Consider the following 16,908-nt stretch of genomic DNA (forward strand, 5'->3'; position numbering starts at 1 on the left):
AGGTAGTTATGGACACACTTACAATAAATAATGTAAGCAACAATGTTGAGTTAGGCTCATTTTTTGAATCGCTTTTATTTACTGCTAATGCCGTATTAGGGTTGAGCTTTATTTGTATAGTTGTAAGTATTTTAATTAGCTACTCCTATGCAGAGTACTTTTCGATGCAGGTACAAATATCAGCACATATTAGCACTATTGTAGTGGCAGCTATTTTAAAAGTTAGTTATGTGCTGCGTTGTGTTGCTCAACATGGTTTAGGGCAGGAAGTACGCTAATGCGCCCACTAAATTTAACCGAGCCAATGCCAGCGCACATAGCTATCCATCACGTAACTAAATGGCCGTTATGGCTGCTTGCATTTAGACCTTACTTTTTAGCCGGCGGTTTGCTGGCATTTTTCTCGATAGGGTATTGGTTACTTATTTTATCAGGCCATGCTAGTTGGCACTTAACCATACCAGCTACATTTTGGCACGCGCATGAAATGCTGTTTGGCTTTGCAGGAGTGGTTGCTGTAGGTTTTTTACTTACGGCGGCACAAACATGGACGGGCATTGGAAGTATAAGTGGCAAAGCACTTATGCTACTTACTTTAATATGGGTAATTGCTCGTTTAGCTTTTTTTATTGTGCTGCCAGATTTTGCCAATATTAATTTATTGGCTGTTATTGTGCTGCAGCTAGTATGGTGGATAGGTGCAATTGCTGCGCTGGCTAATATGCTGTTAAAAGCACGCAGTAAAAATAACTATCAATTTTTAGCTATTTTAAGTGTGTTGTGCTCCCTCAATACACTTTATTTATTACTTGTTTTAAATAACAACATGCAGCTTGCTTTGGCTGTGGTTGACACCGCTGTACTCGTTATTAGCTTACTGGTAGGCATTGTTGCAGGAAGGGTGCTTCCCTTTTTTACTGCTAAAGGTTTATTGCTTAGCGAGCAAACACGCACTCCTAAAACTGATAAAGCACTGCTGTATTTATCAATATTGGCAATTACTTTATTTTTTATTAGTAAGTTATTTTTAAGCGCAATTAGCCCTTCATTAATTGTTGCAATAGTTGCTGCGCTTCACTTAATTCGATCTGGGTATTGGTGGAACGCAAAAGTGCTAAAAGTGCCATTATTATGGTCTCTGCATTTTTCTTATCTTGCTTTAGGTGTTGGCTTGATGATGATTGCATTTAGCTTTTACACAAGCGTAATACCCTTCAAAGATGCGCTCCACCTTATCACTATTGGCACAATAGGGATGATGATTTTAGCCATGATGACCCGTGTATCGCTTGGTCATACAGGGCGTACGCTTAGCACCCCTAATTATATATCTGTTGCTTTTGCTCTTGTGCTGGTGGCAGCGATTACTCGCTCAATACTCCCCTTAATTATTGGGCCACACTTTGCTTGGCAGATAAGTGCTTTGCTGTGGCTAGTGGCTTTTTTGTTATTTTTAATTTACTGCACACCTATATTAACGCGGCGTCGTGTTGATGGGCGTCGTGGTTAGTTTACCTACAGGAATACATTATGTTATCTGATAAAACCATTGAGATTGTTAAAAGCACCGTTCCGTTATTAGCGCAAGCCGGCACGGTTGTTACCGATCATTTTTATAAGCGTTTGTTTAGCCATAACCCAGAGCTTAAAAATATTTTTAATATGGCGAATCAAGACACCGGCCGCCAGCAATTTGCTTTGTTTAACGCATTAGCGGCATACGCCCAAAATATTGATAACTTAGCGGTGTTAAAAGAGGCATTAGCGCGCATTAATCATAAACACACCAGTTTAAATATTTTACCAGAGCACTACCCCATTGTTGGTGCTCATTTAATTGGCACCTTAAAAGAGCTAATACCAGAGCAGTTTACGCCAGATGTAGAATACGCATGGCGTGAAGCTTACGCACTGCTTGCTGATATTTGTATTACCGAAGAAGCGGCTTTGTATGAACACAGTAAAAACACACTGGGTGGTTGGGTGGGTACTCGCCAATTTGAAATAACCAACAAGCAAGTTGAATCTGAGTTAGTAACAAGCTTTACACTTACGCCGGTTGATGGCGAAGCTATAATTACCCATAAACCTGGCCAATATTTAGGTATTAAAGTTAAGCCAGAGGGCGCTGAATATGAAGAAATTCGCCAGTATTCTATTTCGCAAAAAAGTAACGGTAAAAACTACCGTATTAGTGTTAAAAAAGAGCTACAGCCAAAGCCTGGCATGGTGTCTAATTATTTACACTCACTAGCTCAAGGTGACATAGTTGAACTATACCCGCCTGCAGGAGATTTCTTTTTACGCAATAGTACTCAACCGACGGTACTTATTTCAGCAGGTGTTGGGCAAACGCCAATGCTTGCTATGCTCGAAACGTTATTAAGCGATAACCCTAATCACGACATTCTGTATTTACATGCGTGCGAAAATACTCAGCAGCACTCGTTTGCACACTATTTAAATGAATTAAGTACGGTTTATAACTGTTTGCAAACTATGACGTGGTTTAATCAAAGTAGTGATGGGGCTGATTTTACTGGGCTAATGGATTTAACGGCCATAAAAACACAGTTACCTCTTAAAAATGGCGATTTTTACTTATGCGGCCCCGCTGGGTTTATGGCGTTTGTGAAAAGCCAGTTACTGGCACTAGGCGTTAAAAATGAGCATATTCATTACGAAGTGTTTGGTCCGCATCAAGACTTATAAACCAAGTGAAAAATGATAAAGGCACACAGTATTAATGCTGTGTGCCTTTTTAATAGTATTTTATTGCGCTTTACAACTTACGTTTTTAAGCTCAATAGACATATCTTTTTTAGGATAATAAAGCACGCACTGCTCGCCGATTATTTGTAAAACAAATTTTTCAGACTTTATATTATGCGCGCCCATTATGGGCATGCCATTTGGATCTTTACTATTTCCATGGCTTAGCAAGAGCTCGCTACGTTTGGTAAACACAGTGTCGGCAAGTGTAACTAGCGTGCCACCTTTGGCTTTTATAATGGCCTGTTGTAGCACAGTAATAACGCCTGGGTTAACCTCTGTTAAAAGCGCAGGTTTTGCAACGGCACTACTCATACTATTACACCCCCCTAGGCTAATTAATACAGTGAGTATTGCCAGTAACTTTACCATTATTGCTCCTTAGACAACGTAGGCCATGTTAGGTCCATGTTACCGCGAGTGAGCTCATTTGGTGCGTTTAAAGGCTGCAGTTTTTCGCTGGCTGTGGCAAAGCTTGGTACATCTATTTTACTATTAGCGACCGTTGTTGTGATTGGGCATGCACCGTTATTATCTATATGAAAAAGTGCCGTAGATAGTAAAGCTTCGTTACTATCACCAAGTTGATTATCAAAGTCGTCGTTAACAACACACCCTTGTACATCGGCATTAAATTGTGGCGTTGGTGTAGGGGTAAAGCCAGCGGCATATTCACCAAAGCCTTTGCTGTTAACGCCACTAAATTGAATGGTGTAGTAGGTTGTTCCACAGTTGTGTGTAGGCGTAAATCCGTATGGTTTACCACAGGTTGTATCGCCAATAAGTATCACCTCTGCATCTATCCCTTTTAAGCCATTTACAAACGCTTCAGAGGCTGAACAGGTACCTGATGTACTTAATACATACACTTTAGATAAGTTTAAATCAGGTAATTTATCGCCAGTACTGAAAAACGTTGAGTAGTCTATTTCTTCGTCAATAAACGGGAATGGAGAATCAACAGGCTGTTTATCATTTTGTTGCGTTTGATAGTAAAAACGGTTTTGTACATTTGCGCTCCCCGCCACCATATATGCAAGCTGCGAAGACAGTGCTAATAAACCACCGCCGTTGTATCTAAAATCAATAACGAGTTCGTCCACGTTATCGGTTCTAAATTTATTTACTGCATCAATGAGTCCTTCTTGGGCAATACCTATGTGACTATTAAACTGCATATACCCAACGCGCGTGTTATTGCTTGTTACAATCGTTTGTACATTTTGAACTGGAGTCTGCTCGATGTTACCTGCAGTGACATTAAACGTTTTTTCCGTGCCGTCGTTACTGCGTACAATAATTGTATGTGAGTCACCGTTGGTTGGGCTAAATAAGCCTTCGTTTAAAGTGTCTATGCCTGCTTGGGTATTGGTATTAATACTCACACCATCAACTTCAAGTACAGTATCGCCTCGTTGAAAGCCAATTTGGCTTGCTGGAGAGTTATCTTCAAGGTAAGCAACACGTAAAATTCTATCGGCTGAATCACCAATAAATGCCCAGTTAATACCATAGCCAGAAGTGACGCCCGACTGTGCTTCTTGGAAGTAATCTTCAGAGGGTTCTGAAAAATGAAAGTTATCTTTTTTAGCACCCGAATCGGTTAGTTCTTCAGTTTTTAGTTGAGCAAAATAGTCAGCCACGGTATCGAACGATTCAGGGTTGTTATCGGTAATTTCATCATACCAAAGGTATGTTTCGTCGCTCCATGAACGAAGCCATAGTTTTTCGTATAAGGCTGAACCAGCTTGGTCTGGGTATGGTTGGTTATTATTAAACGGATCGTTACCTGTGCGCGGTGTTTCACAAAAGTTTTTAAGTTCGTCTGAAGGTTCAAATACACCAGCAGTCCATGTCGGTGTACTACTTGTTGGTGGCGTGACAGGAGATGGTGTATTGTTGCTACCTCCGCCTCCACCACAACCTGTTAAAGCAAAAACTGAGAGCACGCTGATAATTGCAAGCGATAGTGTGTTGTTTTTAAACATGCTAAGTACTTCCTGTAAATAAGTTATTTAAAATACTACAACACCTGATTATTTATTCAACGTTTAGCTTTTTCTTTATGTAAATAAGTGTGTCATTTTTATTTGCAAAGCAGGAGCTTGAATTTCTTTATTAGTGGATAGGCGCTATTACAGTTTATTGGTCATGTTTTTTAGTGCTAGGTCTTGTTTTTGCCAGGCATTAAAGAGTTTTTGTTGTTGTTTTGAAATTTTTAAACCATACGTTTTTTGCATGTAAGCATAGGCGTCGGCAATTTGTTTACGGGCATAAAATGGTGGCTCAACAACACGTTGCTTAAAGTTTACTTTTACATGACATTGGCCATATTGGGTCGCGGGCTCACCCAGCATACCAAAGCGGTAATTAGAACGGTCAGCGTTTATTTCGCCAATGGCGGGGGCTAAATTGTTTATGTCGGCTTCCATCTTCCTAAATTTAGCACTGACCTTACGGCAATTTTTTCGCCCGCCGTTTTGCCAACATTGTAGTTGATGGCCAAACTCCCATGCCGGCACTATGTGCTCCCATTCAATACGTAAAGCGCGCTGATTTATTTTGCCAGAGCGCGTGAACGTATTACGTGGTACATAGCCACAACCCGTTGGATCTGGCACTAGTTTTTTACCTTGTTTGTTAATATCACAACCGCAATACAGGCTTTTTGCATTGTTCGGTAGTGTTTTTATTAAGTGCTTTTTAGCAGTAGAGAAACGAGTAAAGTCTTTACTTAATACCGAAAAACAGACACAGCAAGCCAGTAAGGCCAAAATCAATCGGGTCATATCCATCACATACGTGAACTACAGGAGCGCCTAGTTTACTGGCTTAACAGGCAAACATACACTTATTTAAAACTGCGTTTAATCCTTATATTTTGCAATAGCAGCAAAAAACCACTTAAACAAAAAAGTACACTGGTTGCTGCAAAGCTAATTAATAAAGGATTATTAAAGTTTTCACGCTCATCATAATCCATAATATGAAGCATCCAAAAAAAGTCGAAAATTCGCCACAGTGTACTGCGCACAGTAATCACTTGGCCTGTATCTGATGACAAATAGAGGGTGGTGCTAAATGTATCGTTAAATTGTACTTGCCATACATTTTTTTTATAACCGCTTTCTCGTGGTCCTACAGCTAATAATGCGGTACTTTCGGGTTGAGCATCAATAAGTAAATGTGCGTGCGCATTAGCAATTATTTGCTGTTTATTCGGCGCTTTAAATGGTTGCCCAGTAATGCCATTAAAGCTTTGTTGGTTGTCTTTACTGGTTACAGTTATAAGTGGGGTGAATAAGAAATGTGTGAAGGTTATTTTAGTCGGATTGGTTACTTTGGTTGCGATATCATCAATTGATGCGACGTAACTATGGCTTTTAAAAGGGTTGGCTAGAGTGCGTGTTGCTAGGTGTTTACCATGTACTTTTTCAAGCGGAATAGCGCTCATCACTAAACCGCCAAGCAACCAAGCTAGTATTTGTATTCCTAATAGGTAGCCTAACCATTTATGAAGTTTACGTGCTGGCTTAAATATTTTTTTCATAGGTGTTTATCTTATTATTTTTAATAAACATTTTACGCGAATGGTAGGCAAGGTGGGTGCGACAAAATGTCGCACTAGTGCATTAAAACTGAGTTGCAGCACACTAGCGCGAATAGTAAGTAGCAATAACACTCTAAAATAAGAATATTAACTGATAAAGTGTCTATTTATAGGGTGTTGATTTGGTATAACGATAAAACTGCGTTAAAGTTTGCAAGGTAACCATTAGAGGATAAATACGAAACAATGTCGGAAATTCAATTTTTAAATGTAGATCTAGAGCTTGAGTCAAAACAAGATATTAGTGTGCTGGTGGCCGACCTAAAAAAAGTCGCAACGATTTTACATTATGACAAAGACGAATACCGTCAATTAGCGCGTATTGAGGTAGCTGGCGATGTTAAATCACCAGACAAAGCAATAAACCATATTTGTGAGCTTATTGAATCGTGTTCACGCAATGCATTAAAGCAATGGTTAAGCTGTTCACGCAGAACGTTTGATATAGGATTTGAGTCAGGCACATCGCCAAAGTGTTTTAATCAAGCTTTGCATGCAGATACACTACTTCGTATATCTGCTATTGGCGCGGGTATAGAAATAACAATTTACCCTCTCGAGAAGTAACCTACGCTTTTCGTTCAACAACTGCTGCGGTCATTTTTGATACGCAGCACAGTTCGTTACGGCTATTTGTGATTTTTATTTCCCATACTGAGCTACGTTTTCCAATATGAAATGCGCGTGCTGTTGCCGTTAATGTACCATTACGAGAAGCCTTTAAATGGCTTGCACTTATTTCTTGCCCAACACAGTAAAATTTTGTGAAATCGACAACAAAATTAGCAGCATAGCTGGCTACCGTTTCTGCCAGTACAACGTTAGCGCCGCCATGAACCATGCCAATAGGATTATGATGTGCAGGGATTGCAGGCATAGTTGCGACTAAGTAGTCATCGCCTATCTCTGTTATTTCTATTCCCATGGTTTTCATTAGGGTACCTTGGCCACTAATCCCTTCGTCTAATTGTTTACACAGTGCTAATGTAATCGGTTGATGCCAAATACTCATATAGATTCCTTTAAATTTAATGAAGCAAGTTACTATTTTTATAGGCTATTTTAGAAAGCACCTAAAATGTACACGTACGGAAGTAATTTGGCTATTTGAACGGGTAATTTAAATTTGCGATTTTTATTTAACTGTATATACTCACAGTTAAATGTACTGTATGGAAAACCAGTTGTATGCGCCCATTAACTAAACGCCAAGCTCAAATACTCGAATTAATTAAAGTGTTTATTAAAGACACTGGTATGCCGCCTACACGTGCTGAAATAGCACAAACGTTAGGGTTTAAAAGTGCAAATGCCGCTGAAGAACATTTAAAAGCCCTTGCCAAAAAAGGGGTGATTAAAATGAAGCCAGGCGCAAGCCGAGGGATTCAACTTGTTGAAGAAGAGGAACCGGAGCAATTAGGTTTACCGCTTATTGGCCGAGTTGCGGCAGGCTCACCCATTTTGGCGCAAGAGCATGTTGAGAGCCACTGTAAAATTGATCCATTAATGTTTAAACCAGCTGCTGACTTTTTACTGCGCGTAAATGGTATGAGTATGAAAGATATAGGCATTATGGATGGCGACTTACTTGCTGTACATAAAACACAAGTGGCTGAAAATGGTCAAGTTGTGGTTGCTCGTGTTGATGACGATGTAACAGTAAAACGTATTGAAAAGGCAGGTCGTCAGGTATTACTTCATGCCGAAAATGACGAGTTTGCACCAATTAAGGTCGACCTTGAAACTGAGTCATTCAACATTGAAGGCTTGGCAGTGGGTGTTATTCGTAACGCAGACTGGATGTAGCTTTACCTTATTTTATAAATTGCGCACTATTTTGGTGCGCATTTTTATTTTTTTAAATTTGTTTTTTTTATTCATACTCCTTATTTCATTCTCAGCCCTTACTAACTCTCGATTTTAGCTACTTTTTTCTACGCTAAACTAAATCAACTCTCTACTTTTTACATATTTATTGTTTGTTTTTAATACAAAAAACTTGCATGCTGGTTAAATATTAACTAATTGTTAATGAACTGACGCTGGCAATACTCATCGCTTTTAAGTTTTGAGCACACACAATAAATTTGTTGCTAGCGCAGTGAATGCCAATTTTTTTTATAAATCAAATGGCATTAATACAAAAATAAAAATAACGAATTGGCGTTTAAGCCGTATGCCTCTTCGCTTTGCACTAGCAACAGCATCAAAGGAGTCGTCACATGGGTAAACTTAGTTGTACCTTGTGGCTTATATTGTGTGTTTTTCCGCAGTTAGCGTTGGCCAACAGCCAATATAATATGCGCAAGGGCGTTACAGATATAAGTGAAAATGTTTACGAATTACACATGACCATATTTTTTATATGTTGTGTAATTGGAATAATAGTGTTTGCCATCATGCTTTGGGCACTCATTCATCATCGAAAATCTAAAGGGGCGGTTCCCGCTCAATTCCACGAAAGTACTAAAGTAGAAATTCTTTGGACTGCTATACCATTTGTTATATTAATTGCGATGGCAGTGCCAGCTACAAAAACGTTAATAGCGATGGAAGATGCCAGTAAAGCCGACTTAACAATTAAAGTGACTGGCTCGCAGTGGAAATGGCATTATGAATACATGGGAGAAGACGTAGAGTTTTACTCAATGCTTGCAACCTCTCAAGATGAAATTACCAATTTAGCAGATAAAAACCCAAATTATTTGCTTGAGGTAGATAAACCCCTCGTACTGCCAATTAATAAAAAAATTCGTTTTTTAATGACCTCAGATGATGTTATTCACTCTTGGTGGGTACCAGACTTTGCCGTTAAAAAAGACGCAAATCCGGGCTTTATTAACGAAACATGGACCAACATAAACGAAGAAGGGATTTACCGAGGCCAGTGTGCTGAGCTGTGTGGTAAAGATCATGGATTTATGCCTGTTGTAGTTGAGGCTAAATCTGAAGCTGATTTTAAAGTATGGCTTGCCGACGCTAAACAAGCTAAACAAAAAGCTGCTTTAGCTGATGCAGCTTTACTTGATCAAACATTACCAAAAGAAGAGTTAATGGAGCTGGGTGCTCAGGTATACATGGCAAGTTGTGCCGCGTGTCATCAGCCTACAGGTATGGGATTGCCGGGCGTATTTCCGGCGCTTAAAGGCAGCCCAATTGTACTTGGAGATATAAAAGGTCATATAGACATACTTATTTATGGTAGCCCAGGTACGGCAATGCAATCATTTGCCAAGCAGTTATCTATAAAACAATTGGCTGCGGTTATTACTTACAAGCGCAATGCATGGGGTAATGATACCGGTGATGTTATTCAGCCTAGTGAGATTCAAGCAGCACTTGATGCCGACGCGGAGGCTAACTAATGAGTAGCATAGCAGAACAACCTAATGCCAACGAAGCGCACCATGCTCATCACCCAGCTAAAGGCTTTAAACGCTGGCTTTATACAACTAATCATAAAGATATTGGTAGCTTATATTTAATATTTTCGCTGACCATGTTTTTAATTGGTGGCGCAATGGCTATGGTGATCAGGGCCGAGTTATTTCAGCCAGGATTACAGTTAGTCGACCCTCACTTTTTTAATCAAATGACCACAGTTCACGGTTTAATAATGGTGTTTGGTGCCGTTATGCCGGCTTTTACGGGATTAGCCAATTGGATGATACCGTTAATGATAGGTGCGCCAGATATGGCATTACCTAGAATGAACAACTGGAGTTTTTGGATTTTACCTTTCGCATTTTTAATTTTGCTTGCGTCTTTATTTATGCCTGGAGGGGGCCCTGCTTTTGGCTGGACTTTTTATGCTCCGCTTTCAACCACATACAGTAATGACAATACTGCCTTATTTGTATTTGCTGTGCACATAATGGGCATTAGCTCGATTATGGGGGCTATTAACGTGGTGGTTACTATAGTTAACTTACGCGCTCCTGGTATGACGTGGATGAAACTCCCTCTGTTTGTATGGACATGGCTAATAACGGCATTTTTGCTCATTGCTGTTATGCCTGTTTTGGCAGGCGCGGTGACCATGGTTTTAACCGATAAATATTTTGCGACTAGCTTTTTTGATGCTGCCGGCGGTGGCGATCCGGTGATGTTTCAGCATATATTTTGGTTTTTTGGTCACCCTGAAGTTTACATCATGATTTTGCCTGCCTTCGGTATTATTTCAACCATAGTGCCTACTTTCTCGCGTAAAAAGCTATTTGGTTATGCATCAATGGTTTATGCCACGTCATCTATAGCATTGCTGAGCTTTATTGTGTGGGCGCATCACATGTTCACCACCGGTATGCCGGTAGCTGCAGAGCTATTTTTTATGTATTCAACAATGCTGATATCGGTACCCACTGGCGTTAAAGTATTTAATTGGGTAGCCACCATGTGGCGCGGTTCGATTAGCTTTGAAGTGCCTATGATGTTCAGTATTGCCTTTATAGTGTTGTTTACATTAGGTGGTTTTTCAGGGTTGATGCTTGCTATTACCCCCGCCGACTTTCAATACCACGATACTTATTTTGTAGTGGCTCATTTTCACTATGTATTAGTGACCGGTGCGGTATTTTCAATCATGGCCGGTGCTTATTACTGGCTGCCCAAATGGACCGGCAATATGTTTAATATCACGTTGGCTAAATGGCACTTTTGGTTGTCGTTAGTCAGTGTAAATGTGCTGTTTTTCCCAATGCATTTTGTGGGATTAGCTGGTATGCCTCGTCGTATTCCGGACTATGCACTGCAATTTGCAGACTTCAACGCAATTATAAGTATTGGTGGCTTTGCATTTGGTTTATCTCAACTGTTGTTTGTGGTGGTTGTTTTTAAATGTGCCAGAGGTGGCGAAAAAGTCCCTGCTAAAGTTTGGGATGGTGCAGAAGGGCTGGAGTGGGAAGTTGATTCGCCAGCGCCATACCACACATTTTCAACACCACCGGAAATTAAGTAATGACACATGCACCACTTCTTAAGCGCCTAATACTTATCAGCATAGGTATGTTTGCGTTTGCGTTTGCCTTAGTGCCGTTATACGACGTGTTTTGTGATTTAACAGGGCTTAATGGGAAGCCATCGTTAGAGCAAGCACAACAAAGTACTATGGTTCAGCAAACAAGGGACGTCAGCGTGAGTTTTACTACCCATGCGCAAAGTGGTGCACCTTTTGAAGTGAAATCAAAAGAGTACAGTGTGGTTGTAAAACCCGGAGAAATGCGAGAAGTCGTTTTTAGCGCAAAAAATAGTAGCGAACTCGATAAAGTTATGCAGGCTGTGCCGTCTGTTTCACCTGGGAAAGCAGCAAAATATTTACACAAAATGGCCTGTTTTTGCTTTGATCAACAACCCCTAAAAGCGGGAGAAGAGCTCGAATTTAAATTGCTTTTTTATGTTGATACAGCGCTTCCAAGTGATGTTGAAGAGCTAACTTTATCTTATACCGTATTTGATATTAGTGAACAGCTAGTAGCCAGTAATAACTAGCGTTTAATACTAGTGTGAAACTAGGAGCAAGTAAAATGAATCAAGAATATGAGCATTATTACGTACCAGAGCAAAGTCCGTGGCCTATTGTAGGGGCGGTTGCATTATTTTTTATCGCCGTAGGCGCAGGCTTAACTGTTATGGAGGTTGGAAAGGAAGGGGGTAGCGGTGTTTATTTGCTTTATGCCGGTATAGCCGTTCTTCTGTATATGTTATTTAGCTGGTTTAAAAACGTTATACATGAGTCAGATCAGGGGTTGTACTCTGCGCAAATGGATCGCTCTTTTCGACAAGGCATGAGTTGGTTTATTTTTTCTGAGGTTATGTTTTTTATGGCCTTTTTTGGTGCGTTATTTTACGCGCGTATGATTTCGGTGCCTTGGTTAGGTGGCGCGGGTAACAATGCTATGACCAATGAGGTTTTGTGGCCTACTTTTGAAGCTATGTGGCCTTTAGTTGTTACACCTTCGGGAGACACAACGCAAGCTATGGGTTGGCAAGGGCTACCACTAATTAATACGTTAATTTTAATCGCGTCATCAGTTACTTTGCATTTTGCTCATGTAGCAATGGAAAACAATAAACGCAAACCCCTCAAAGTGTTTTTAGGGCTTACGGTGCTATTAGGCGTGTGCTTTTTAGCATTACAAGTAGAAGAATATGTTCATGCATATAACGACCTAAACTTAACATTAGATGCCGGTGTTTACGGGAACACATTCTTTTTGCTTACTGGTTTTCATGGCATGCATGTCACGCTTGGAGCCGTACTTTTATTTGTTATTTTAATACGAATATTAAAAGGGCATTTCACAAAAGAAAAGCACTTTGCCTTTCAAGCTGCTGCTTGGTATTGGCATTTTGTTGATGTGGTATGGCTGTGTTTATTTGTATTTGTATATGTGCTGTAACGTTTATGGGCGAACTGTTTGCCTTTATAAAACCGAGCTTAACTGCTGCAATTGCAACCACTAATACAATAACCGAAAACAACACTCGGCGACCTAAAAAATGAGACATAGGTCGTCCGTTTGTTTTCCCTGACACCATAATAAATAACGCTCTAAATAAGTTAAAAAGTATAAACATTAACAACAGTACAATAATAATTTTAATAATCACTGAGTTGACCCTTTATGCAAGTAGTTTTAAGGCACAAACAAAAGCTTAGTTCAATAATCACAATTTGTATGGTTGTGGTTGTTGTGCTTGTATGTGTGCGCCTAGGCTTTTGGCAATTAGAACGAGGTGAAAAAAAACAGCAACAGCTTACTGCCATTGCTCAAATACAAACTCATGGTGTTATGAATTGGTCGCAGTTGCTTGAGTTACCAAAACAATGGAATAAAACCGGCGTATTAGTTGAGCTTAAAGGGACATTTTTAAGCGAACATTACTGGTTGTTAGATAATCAAGTATATAACGGGCAAGTGGGTTACGACTTACTAGCTCTGTTAAAACCAAATAATGATACGCGTGCAGTATTGGTTAATTTAGGCTGGGTCAGAGCCCCAGTATCACGTGATTTTTTACCCAAAGTGGTTTTGCCCCAAGGTGAGTTTACGGTCAAAGCACAAATTAAAGAGAATAACCTCAGTAGTTTTACTCTAGAAGATAAAACCGCGAGTGGTGATCTGCCCAAACGCATTCAATCAATCGACTTAAGTTTTATAAAATCGCAAACAAACATCCCATTAGTTAACTTTATGGCTTACCGCCAAGGTGAAGGTGATGAAATGGCGATACCGCATTACAAAGCGGTTGTAATGAGCCCACAAAAACATAATGCCTATGCCTTACAGTGGTTTTTAATCGCGTTTTCATGTGTTGTTGTTGCCATTTTTGCGAGTAAAAAAAGGAAAAAAAATGAAAAATAAACCCCTTTTATTGTTTGTAACCTGTTGTGCTATTCCTTTGCTTTTAGCTTATAGCGCGCTCAAATTTGATTGGTTACCCAGTGCGGTTACAAATCATGGTGAATTTCTAAATGAAGAAATAAAGCTAAAAAATTGGCAAAACGATAACCCTAAACAATGGACTATAGCGCTTAATTATTCGAGTGAGTGCAGCGCGTCATGTAGCGAGCAGCTTGAGGCGCTTAATAATCTTTATATAGCGCTAGGAAAAAACCAAGGCAAGGTTGATATGGCTGTTATGGGAAGCCCTTCACAAGCAGATTTACCATGGAAAAAAATGGCTCAGCAACCAAATTTAACGCCAGCTAGTTTGTATTTAATTGATCATATGGGGCTTGTGGTGCTTGAGTACCCTTATAAAGTAAAGCCTCAAGAAAACCGCTTAGTTCAAAAGGGGTTATTAAAGGATTTAAAAAAACTACTTAACTATTCTCGTTCAAGCTAACACGGTTAGTGTGAGGTAAAAGATGTATAAAAATTATAAAAATTGGGTTTTATTAACCGGACTTTTTGCTTTAGTGGTTGTTGCTCTGGGTGCTTACACTCGTTTGAGTGATGCCGGACTGGGTTGTCCAGATTGGCCGGGGTGTTACGGTTTTTTAACGGTTCCTAAACACGAAGCTGATATTGCTTTAGCGACACAAAGTTACCCTGACATGGTGTTTGAAAAAGCGAAAGCCTGGAAAGAAATGATTCATAGGTATTTTGCTGGCACCTTAGGGCTGATGATTTTAGCGTTATTTATTGTTGCTTTTTTAAAGCGTCAATTTCCAACTACCCCATTAAAGCTAACATCTTTATTGTTATTGCTTGTTGTGTTTCAGGCTGCATTAGGGATGTGGACTGTCACTATGAATCTGCAGCCACTTATTGTAATGGGGCATTTGCTAGGTGGCTTTAGTATCTTATCGCTGATTACTTTGCTGTATTTAAGGTTAACAGCAAAGCCTATTATGGGCGGAGATGAGGGCGCTAAGCAGCACTTCGGATTGAGTTTGATTGCGCTTTTTGTGCTGATTTTACAAATAGCGCTTGGCGGCTGGCTTGCGGCAAATTACGCAGCACCACACTGTAATGGTTTACCTTTATGTGATTACGCTCAGCCTTTTTCGTTGAGTAGTGTTTTTCAATTACCGCTTGAGCATAGCAACTACGAGTTTGGTGTGCTGTCACAGCAAGCCAGAATGTCTATCCATTTATTACACCGCATTTGGGCATTAATGACCTGCATCGTATTGGCGCTTGTTATGTGGAAAATTTACAGCCACGCTTATTCTCAAAAAATTAAAAGCTGCGTAATAGCGGTATTGGTCACTTTATTTTGCCAAATTAGCTTAGGGCTTATTTTGATACATTGGCACTTTCCGTTGGGGATTGCACTGGCGCATAACTTAATGGCTGCCATACTGTTATTAAGTATGGTTAGGTTGTGTTATTACCTAAAATCACGCACATAAAGGAGAAATATAATGGCACTAACAATAAACAAAAAAACAATACAGCCTGTTCATACTCAATCACTTAGTGTGCGTGCTTACGACTTATTACAAGATTACTTAGCCATTAGTAAATTTAAAGTAGTGGCTATGTTGGTTTTAACAGCCTGGGTTGGATTAGCATTAGCCCCTGATGTTGGGCGTGGAATAGGCGTTCAAGTTATTAGCTTATTAGGAATAGGCCTGTTATCTGCTGCGGCCGCCGTTATTAATCATGTAGTGGATAGCGAAATAGACTCTAAAATGGCAAGAACGCGTCATCGGCCTGTTGCTAAAGGGCGTTTAAGTAAAACACATGCATTAACGTTTGCGGCAAGTATTGGGGTTACCGGTTTTATCATGCTTATGGTGTGGGCTAATACGCTTACAGCAATATTAACGTTATTTGCATTAGTGGGTTATGCCTTTATTTATACGTCATTTTTAAAACGCGCGACACCTCAAAATATTGTAATAGGCGGACTTGCTGGAGCGATGCCGCCATTGCTTGGTTGGGTATCTGAAACAAATCAAATGGCAGCAGCGCCATGGTTGCTGGTTATGATTATATTTACCTGGACCCCCCCCCATTTTTGGGCTTTAGCGATTGCTCGAAAAAGTGATTACGAGCGTGCAAAAATTCCAATGTTGCCGGTAACACATGGTATCGACTTTTGTAAAACATGTGTGGTTGCATACTCAGTTTTACTGGCTTTAGTGTGTGTGATGCCATACTTAATTGGTATGTCAGGAGGTATATACTTAGCCGGTGCTTGTGTGCTCAATAGTGTGTTTATGTATAAAGCCATTAAGTTAAAATTTGCAGCTAATAACGACAAGGCTATGGATTTATTTCGTTTTTCGATAGTGCATTTAATGGTACTCTTCGTGATCTTATTTATAGATAAATGGTTCCCTTTATGAAGCGACTCTGGCTTTTAGTAATTGTTATTTTAAGTTTATTTTTATCAGCATGCTCAAGTGAAAACGATCCTCAAAATTTAAATGCACTTGTTTATGAAAACGCTAAATCACTTTCGGATTTTACGTTAAAAAATCAGCTCGACGAACCGGTGACAAAAGCGCAATTTAAGGGGCAATGGAATTTAGTATTTTTAGGGTACACAAGTTGTCCCGATATTTGCCCGTTAACGTTGGCTAAGTTAAACGCTGTTTATAAAGAGCTGGAAGCTGATTACCCGTTGCAAATATGGTTTGTATCGGTCGATCCAAATAGAGATACAGCAGAAAAGCGAAAACAATATATAGATTACTTTAACCCAAATTTTTTGGCTGTTTCTGGGCAGCACAAAGATCTTTTTCCAGTAGTAAGAGAGCTTGGCTTAATTTACGCAATTAGTGATACAACAAAAGCTGATTATGCGGTTGATCATAGTGCATCAGTTGCGTTGGTTGATGATACTGGAGCGCTAAGAGCTATTTTTAAACCTGAGTTTAAGCAAGGTAGTGTACCGCTTATTAATTCAACTCAATTAACGCAAGAGTTTAAAGTTATTGCAAACTACTACTAAAAACTGACTTTTTAATTTTTCACGTATTTTAAGGGGGCTTTAGGCTCCCTTTTTTGTTTTTTTCATTCCTGTTTATAAATTTATTAAAATTTTTTTTGACCCTTTTATGGCAATTT

20 protein-coding genes are annotated in these 16,908 nt (G+C 39.6%); 14 read left to right on the top strand and 6 right to left on the bottom strand.

Features of this window, described 5'->3' with window-relative positions; genetic code table 11:
* The first annotated feature begins 8 nt into the window (after positions 1 to 8).
* From KZZ04_RS13440 to hmpA, 3 genes are read left to right on the top strand one after another with little or no spacing between them, the layout of a single operon-like run.
* Entirely contained in the window at positions 9 to 278 is a 270-nt protein-coding gene (locus KZZ04_RS13440; protein ID WP_058403663.1) for a hypothetical protein, read from the top strand.
* Entirely contained in the window at positions 278 to 1,510 is a 1,233-nt protein-coding gene (locus tag KZZ04_RS13445; protein ID WP_219422952.1) for an NnrS family protein, read from the top strand. The genes KZZ04_RS13440 and KZZ04_RS13445 overlap by 1 nt, the downstream gene beginning before the upstream one ends.
* Positions 1,511 to 1,530: 20 nt before the next feature.
* Positions 1,531 to 2,712: an NO-inducible flavohemoprotein gene (hmpA, locus tag KZZ04_RS13450; protein ID WP_219422953.1), complete on the top strand. Its 1,182-nt coding sequence runs from the start codon at positions 1,531 to 1,533 to the stop codon at positions 2,710 to 2,712.
* A 60-nt stretch (positions 2,713 to 2,772) separates the two neighbouring features.
* Here hmpA and KZZ04_RS13455 read toward each other — a convergent pair whose 3' ends face one another.
* The 4 genes from KZZ04_RS13455 to KZZ04_RS13470 all read right to left on the bottom strand — a co-directional run bounded on the left by KZZ04_RS13455 (position 2,773) and on the right by KZZ04_RS13470 (position 6,322).
* Positions 2,773 to 3,144, bottom strand: coding sequence for a hypothetical protein (locus KZZ04_RS13455; RefSeq protein ID WP_219422954.1), 372 nt, complete (start codon positions 3,142 to 3,144; stop codon positions 2,773 to 2,775).
* Positions 3,144 to 4,760, bottom strand: coding sequence for a S41 family peptidase (locus KZZ04_RS13460; RefSeq protein WP_219422955.1), 1,617 nt, complete (start codon positions 4,758 to 4,760; stop codon positions 3,144 to 3,146). Before KZZ04_RS13460 ends, KZZ04_RS13455 begins: the two co-directional genes overlap by 1 nt.
* 147 nt (positions 4,761 to 4,907) lie before the next feature.
* Positions 4,908 to 5,561 carry an endonuclease gene (locus tag KZZ04_RS13465; protein ID WP_219422956.1) on the bottom strand — a complete coding sequence of 218 codons (654 nt, stop codon included), beginning with the start codon at positions 5,559 to 5,561 and terminating at the stop codon, positions 4,908 to 4,910.
* 62 nt (positions 5,562 to 5,623) lie between these two features.
* Entirely contained in the window at positions 5,624 to 6,322 is a 699-nt protein-coding gene (locus tag KZZ04_RS13470) for a hypothetical protein (RefSeq protein ID WP_058403629.1), read from the bottom strand.
* Positions 6,323 to 6,568: 246 nt separating this feature from the next.
* Here KZZ04_RS13470 and KZZ04_RS13475 point away from each other — a divergent pair, with 246 nt between their 5' ends.
* Positions 6,569 to 6,949, top strand: coding sequence for a hypothetical protein (locus tag KZZ04_RS13475; protein WP_219422957.1), 381 nt, complete (start codon positions 6,569 to 6,571; stop codon positions 6,947 to 6,949).
* A gap of 1 nt (position 6,950) precedes the next feature.
* On the opposite strand, the gene KZZ04_RS13480 is transcribed toward KZZ04_RS13475, so the two are convergent.
* Positions 6,951 to 7,394 carry a PaaI family thioesterase gene (locus KZZ04_RS13480; RefSeq protein WP_058403628.1) on the bottom strand — a complete coding sequence of 148 codons (444 nt, stop codon included), beginning with the start codon at positions 7,392 to 7,394 and terminating at the stop codon, positions 6,951 to 6,953.
* A gap of 176 nt (positions 7,395 to 7,570) precedes the next feature.
* Between KZZ04_RS13480 and lexA the strand changes: the two genes are divergently transcribed.
* The 5 genes from lexA to KZZ04_RS13505 all read left to right on the top strand — a co-directional run bounded on the left by lexA (position 7,571) and on the right by KZZ04_RS13505 (position 12,780).
* The gene (lexA, locus tag KZZ04_RS13485; protein ID WP_006793773.1) at positions 7,571 to 8,188 is read left to right on the top strand and encodes a transcriptional repressor LexA; all 618 of its coding nucleotides are present in this window, start codon (positions 7,571 to 7,573) and stop codon (positions 8,186 to 8,188) included.
* Positions 8,189 to 8,604: 416 nt separating this feature from the next.
* Entirely contained in the window at positions 8,605 to 9,747 is a 1,143-nt protein-coding gene (gene coxB / locus KZZ04_RS13490) for a cytochrome c oxidase subunit II (protein WP_058403627.1), read from the top strand.
* On the top strand, positions 9,747 to 11,339 hold the full coding sequence (ctaD, locus tag KZZ04_RS13495; RefSeq protein WP_058403626.1) for a cytochrome c oxidase subunit I: 1,593 nt from the start codon (positions 9,747 to 9,749) through the stop codon (positions 11,337 to 11,339). The genes coxB and ctaD overlap by 1 nt, the downstream gene beginning before the upstream one ends.
* Positions 11,339 to 11,869 carry a cytochrome c oxidase assembly protein gene (locus tag KZZ04_RS13500; protein ID WP_058403625.1) on the top strand — a complete coding sequence of 177 codons (531 nt, stop codon included), beginning with the start codon at positions 11,339 to 11,341 and terminating at the stop codon, positions 11,867 to 11,869. The genes ctaD and KZZ04_RS13500 overlap by 1 nt, the downstream gene beginning before the upstream one ends.
* 35 nt (positions 11,870 to 11,904) lie before the next feature.
* Positions 11,905 to 12,780 carry a cytochrome c oxidase subunit 3 gene (locus KZZ04_RS13505; protein WP_138527387.1) on the top strand — a complete coding sequence of 292 codons (876 nt, stop codon included), beginning with the start codon at positions 11,905 to 11,907 and terminating at the stop codon, positions 12,778 to 12,780.
* Here KZZ04_RS13505 and KZZ04_RS21370 read toward each other — a convergent pair.
* Positions 12,680 to 12,991: a DUF2909 domain-containing protein gene (locus KZZ04_RS21370; RefSeq protein WP_082653587.1), complete on the bottom strand. Its 312-nt coding sequence runs from the start codon at positions 12,989 to 12,991 to the stop codon at positions 12,680 to 12,682. The two genes, KZZ04_RS13505 and KZZ04_RS21370, sit on opposite strands and share 101 nt — an antisense overlap.
* 14 nt (positions 12,992 to 13,005) lie before the next feature.
* Between KZZ04_RS21370 and KZZ04_RS13515 the strand changes: the two genes are divergently transcribed.
* Genes KZZ04_RS13515 through KZZ04_RS13535 form a run of 5 tightly spaced genes read left to right on the top strand, consistent with a single transcriptional unit; the run spans position 13,006 to position 16,792 of the window.
* On the top strand, positions 13,006 to 13,746 hold the full coding sequence (locus tag KZZ04_RS13515; protein WP_219422958.1) for an SURF1 family protein: 741 nt from the start codon (positions 13,006 to 13,008) through the stop codon (positions 13,744 to 13,746).
* Positions 13,736 to 14,230, top strand: a complete 495-nt coding sequence (locus tag KZZ04_RS13520; protein ID WP_058403622.1) for a hypothetical protein — start codon at positions 13,736 to 13,738, stop codon at positions 14,228 to 14,230. The genes KZZ04_RS13515 and KZZ04_RS13520 overlap by 11 nt, the downstream gene beginning before the upstream one ends.
* A 22-nt stretch (positions 14,231 to 14,252) precedes the next feature.
* Positions 14,253 to 15,242: a heme A synthase gene (locus KZZ04_RS13525; protein ID WP_219422959.1), complete on the top strand. Its 990-nt coding sequence runs from the start codon at positions 14,253 to 14,255 to the stop codon at positions 15,240 to 15,242.
* A gap of 12 nt (positions 15,243 to 15,254) precedes the next feature.
* The gene (gene cyoE / locus KZZ04_RS13530; RefSeq protein ID WP_219422960.1) at positions 15,255 to 16,184 is read left to right on the top strand and encodes a heme o synthase; all 930 of its coding nucleotides are present in this window, start codon (positions 15,255 to 15,257) and stop codon (positions 16,182 to 16,184) included.
* Entirely contained in the window at positions 16,181 to 16,792 is a 612-nt protein-coding gene (locus KZZ04_RS13535; protein WP_058403619.1) for an SCO family protein, read from the top strand. The genes cyoE and KZZ04_RS13535 overlap by 4 nt, the downstream gene beginning before the upstream one ends.
* The last annotated feature ends 116 nt before the right edge of the window (positions 16,793 to 16,908 follow it).

Origin of the sequence: Pseudoalteromonas sp. CR1, from assembly GCF_019392235.1 — a bacterium.
Taxonomy (GTDB): Bacteria; Pseudomonadota; Gammaproteobacteria; order Enterobacterales; family Alteromonadaceae; genus Pseudoalteromonas.

Coding starts and splice junctions, on each gene's coding strand:
- coxB (WP_058403627.1), top strand. CDS start 8,605: ATGGGTAAACTTAGTTGTACCTTGTGGCTTATATTGTGTGTTTTTCCG.
- KZZ04_RS13445 (WP_219422952.1), top strand. CDS start 278: ATGCGCCCACTAAATTTAACCGAGCCAATGCCAGCGCACATAGCTATC.
- KZZ04_RS13525 (WP_219422959.1), top strand. CDS start 14,253: ATGTATAAAAATTATAAAAATTGGGTTTTATTAACCGGACTTTTTGCT.
- KZZ04_RS13515 (WP_219422958.1), top strand. CDS start 13,006: ATGCAAGTAGTTTTAAGGCACAAACAAAAGCTTAGTTCAATAATCACA.
- ctaD (WP_058403626.1), top strand. CDS start 9,747: ATGAGTAGCATAGCAGAACAACCTAATGCCAACGAAGCGCACCATGCT.
- KZZ04_RS13505 (WP_138527387.1), top strand. CDS start 11,905: ATGAATCAAGAATATGAGCATTATTACGTACCAGAGCAAAGTCCGTGG.
- hmpA (WP_219422953.1), top strand. CDS start 1,531: ATGTTATCTGATAAAACCATTGAGATTGTTAAAAGCACCGTTCCGTTA.
- cyoE (WP_219422960.1), top strand. CDS start 15,255: ATGGCACTAACAATAAACAAAAAAACAATACAGCCTGTTCATACTCAA.
- KZZ04_RS13480 (WP_058403628.1), bottom strand. CDS start 7,394: ATGAGTATTTGGCATCAACCGATTACATTAGCACTGTGTAAACAATTA.
- lexA (WP_006793773.1), top strand. CDS start 7,571: ATGCGCCCATTAACTAAACGCCAAGCTCAAATACTCGAATTAATTAAA.
- KZZ04_RS13460 (WP_219422955.1), bottom strand. CDS start 4,760: ATGTTTAAAAACAACACACTATCGCTTGCAATTATCAGCGTGCTCTCA.
- KZZ04_RS13535 (WP_058403619.1), top strand. CDS start 16,181: ATGAAGCGACTCTGGCTTTTAGTAATTGTTATTTTAAGTTTATTTTTA.
- KZZ04_RS13475 (WP_219422957.1), top strand. CDS start 6,569: ATGTCGGAAATTCAATTTTTAAATGTAGATCTAGAGCTTGAGTCAAAA.
- KZZ04_RS13455 (WP_219422954.1), bottom strand. CDS start 3,144: ATGGTAAAGTTACTGGCAATACTCACTGTATTAATTAGCCTAGGGGGG.
- KZZ04_RS13470 (WP_058403629.1), bottom strand. CDS start 6,322: ATGAAAAAAATATTTAAGCCAGCACGTAAACTTCATAAATGGTTAGGC.
- KZZ04_RS13500 (WP_058403625.1), top strand. CDS start 11,339: ATGACACATGCACCACTTCTTAAGCGCCTAATACTTATCAGCATAGGT.
- KZZ04_RS13465 (WP_219422956.1), bottom strand. CDS start 5,561: ATGACCCGATTGATTTTGGCCTTACTGGCTTGCTGTGTCTGTTTTTCG.
- KZZ04_RS13520 (WP_058403622.1), top strand. CDS start 13,736: ATGAAAAATAAACCCCTTTTATTGTTTGTAACCTGTTGTGCTATTCCT.
- KZZ04_RS13440 (WP_058403663.1), top strand. CDS start 9: ATGGACACACTTACAATAAATAATGTAAGCAACAATGTTGAGTTAGGC.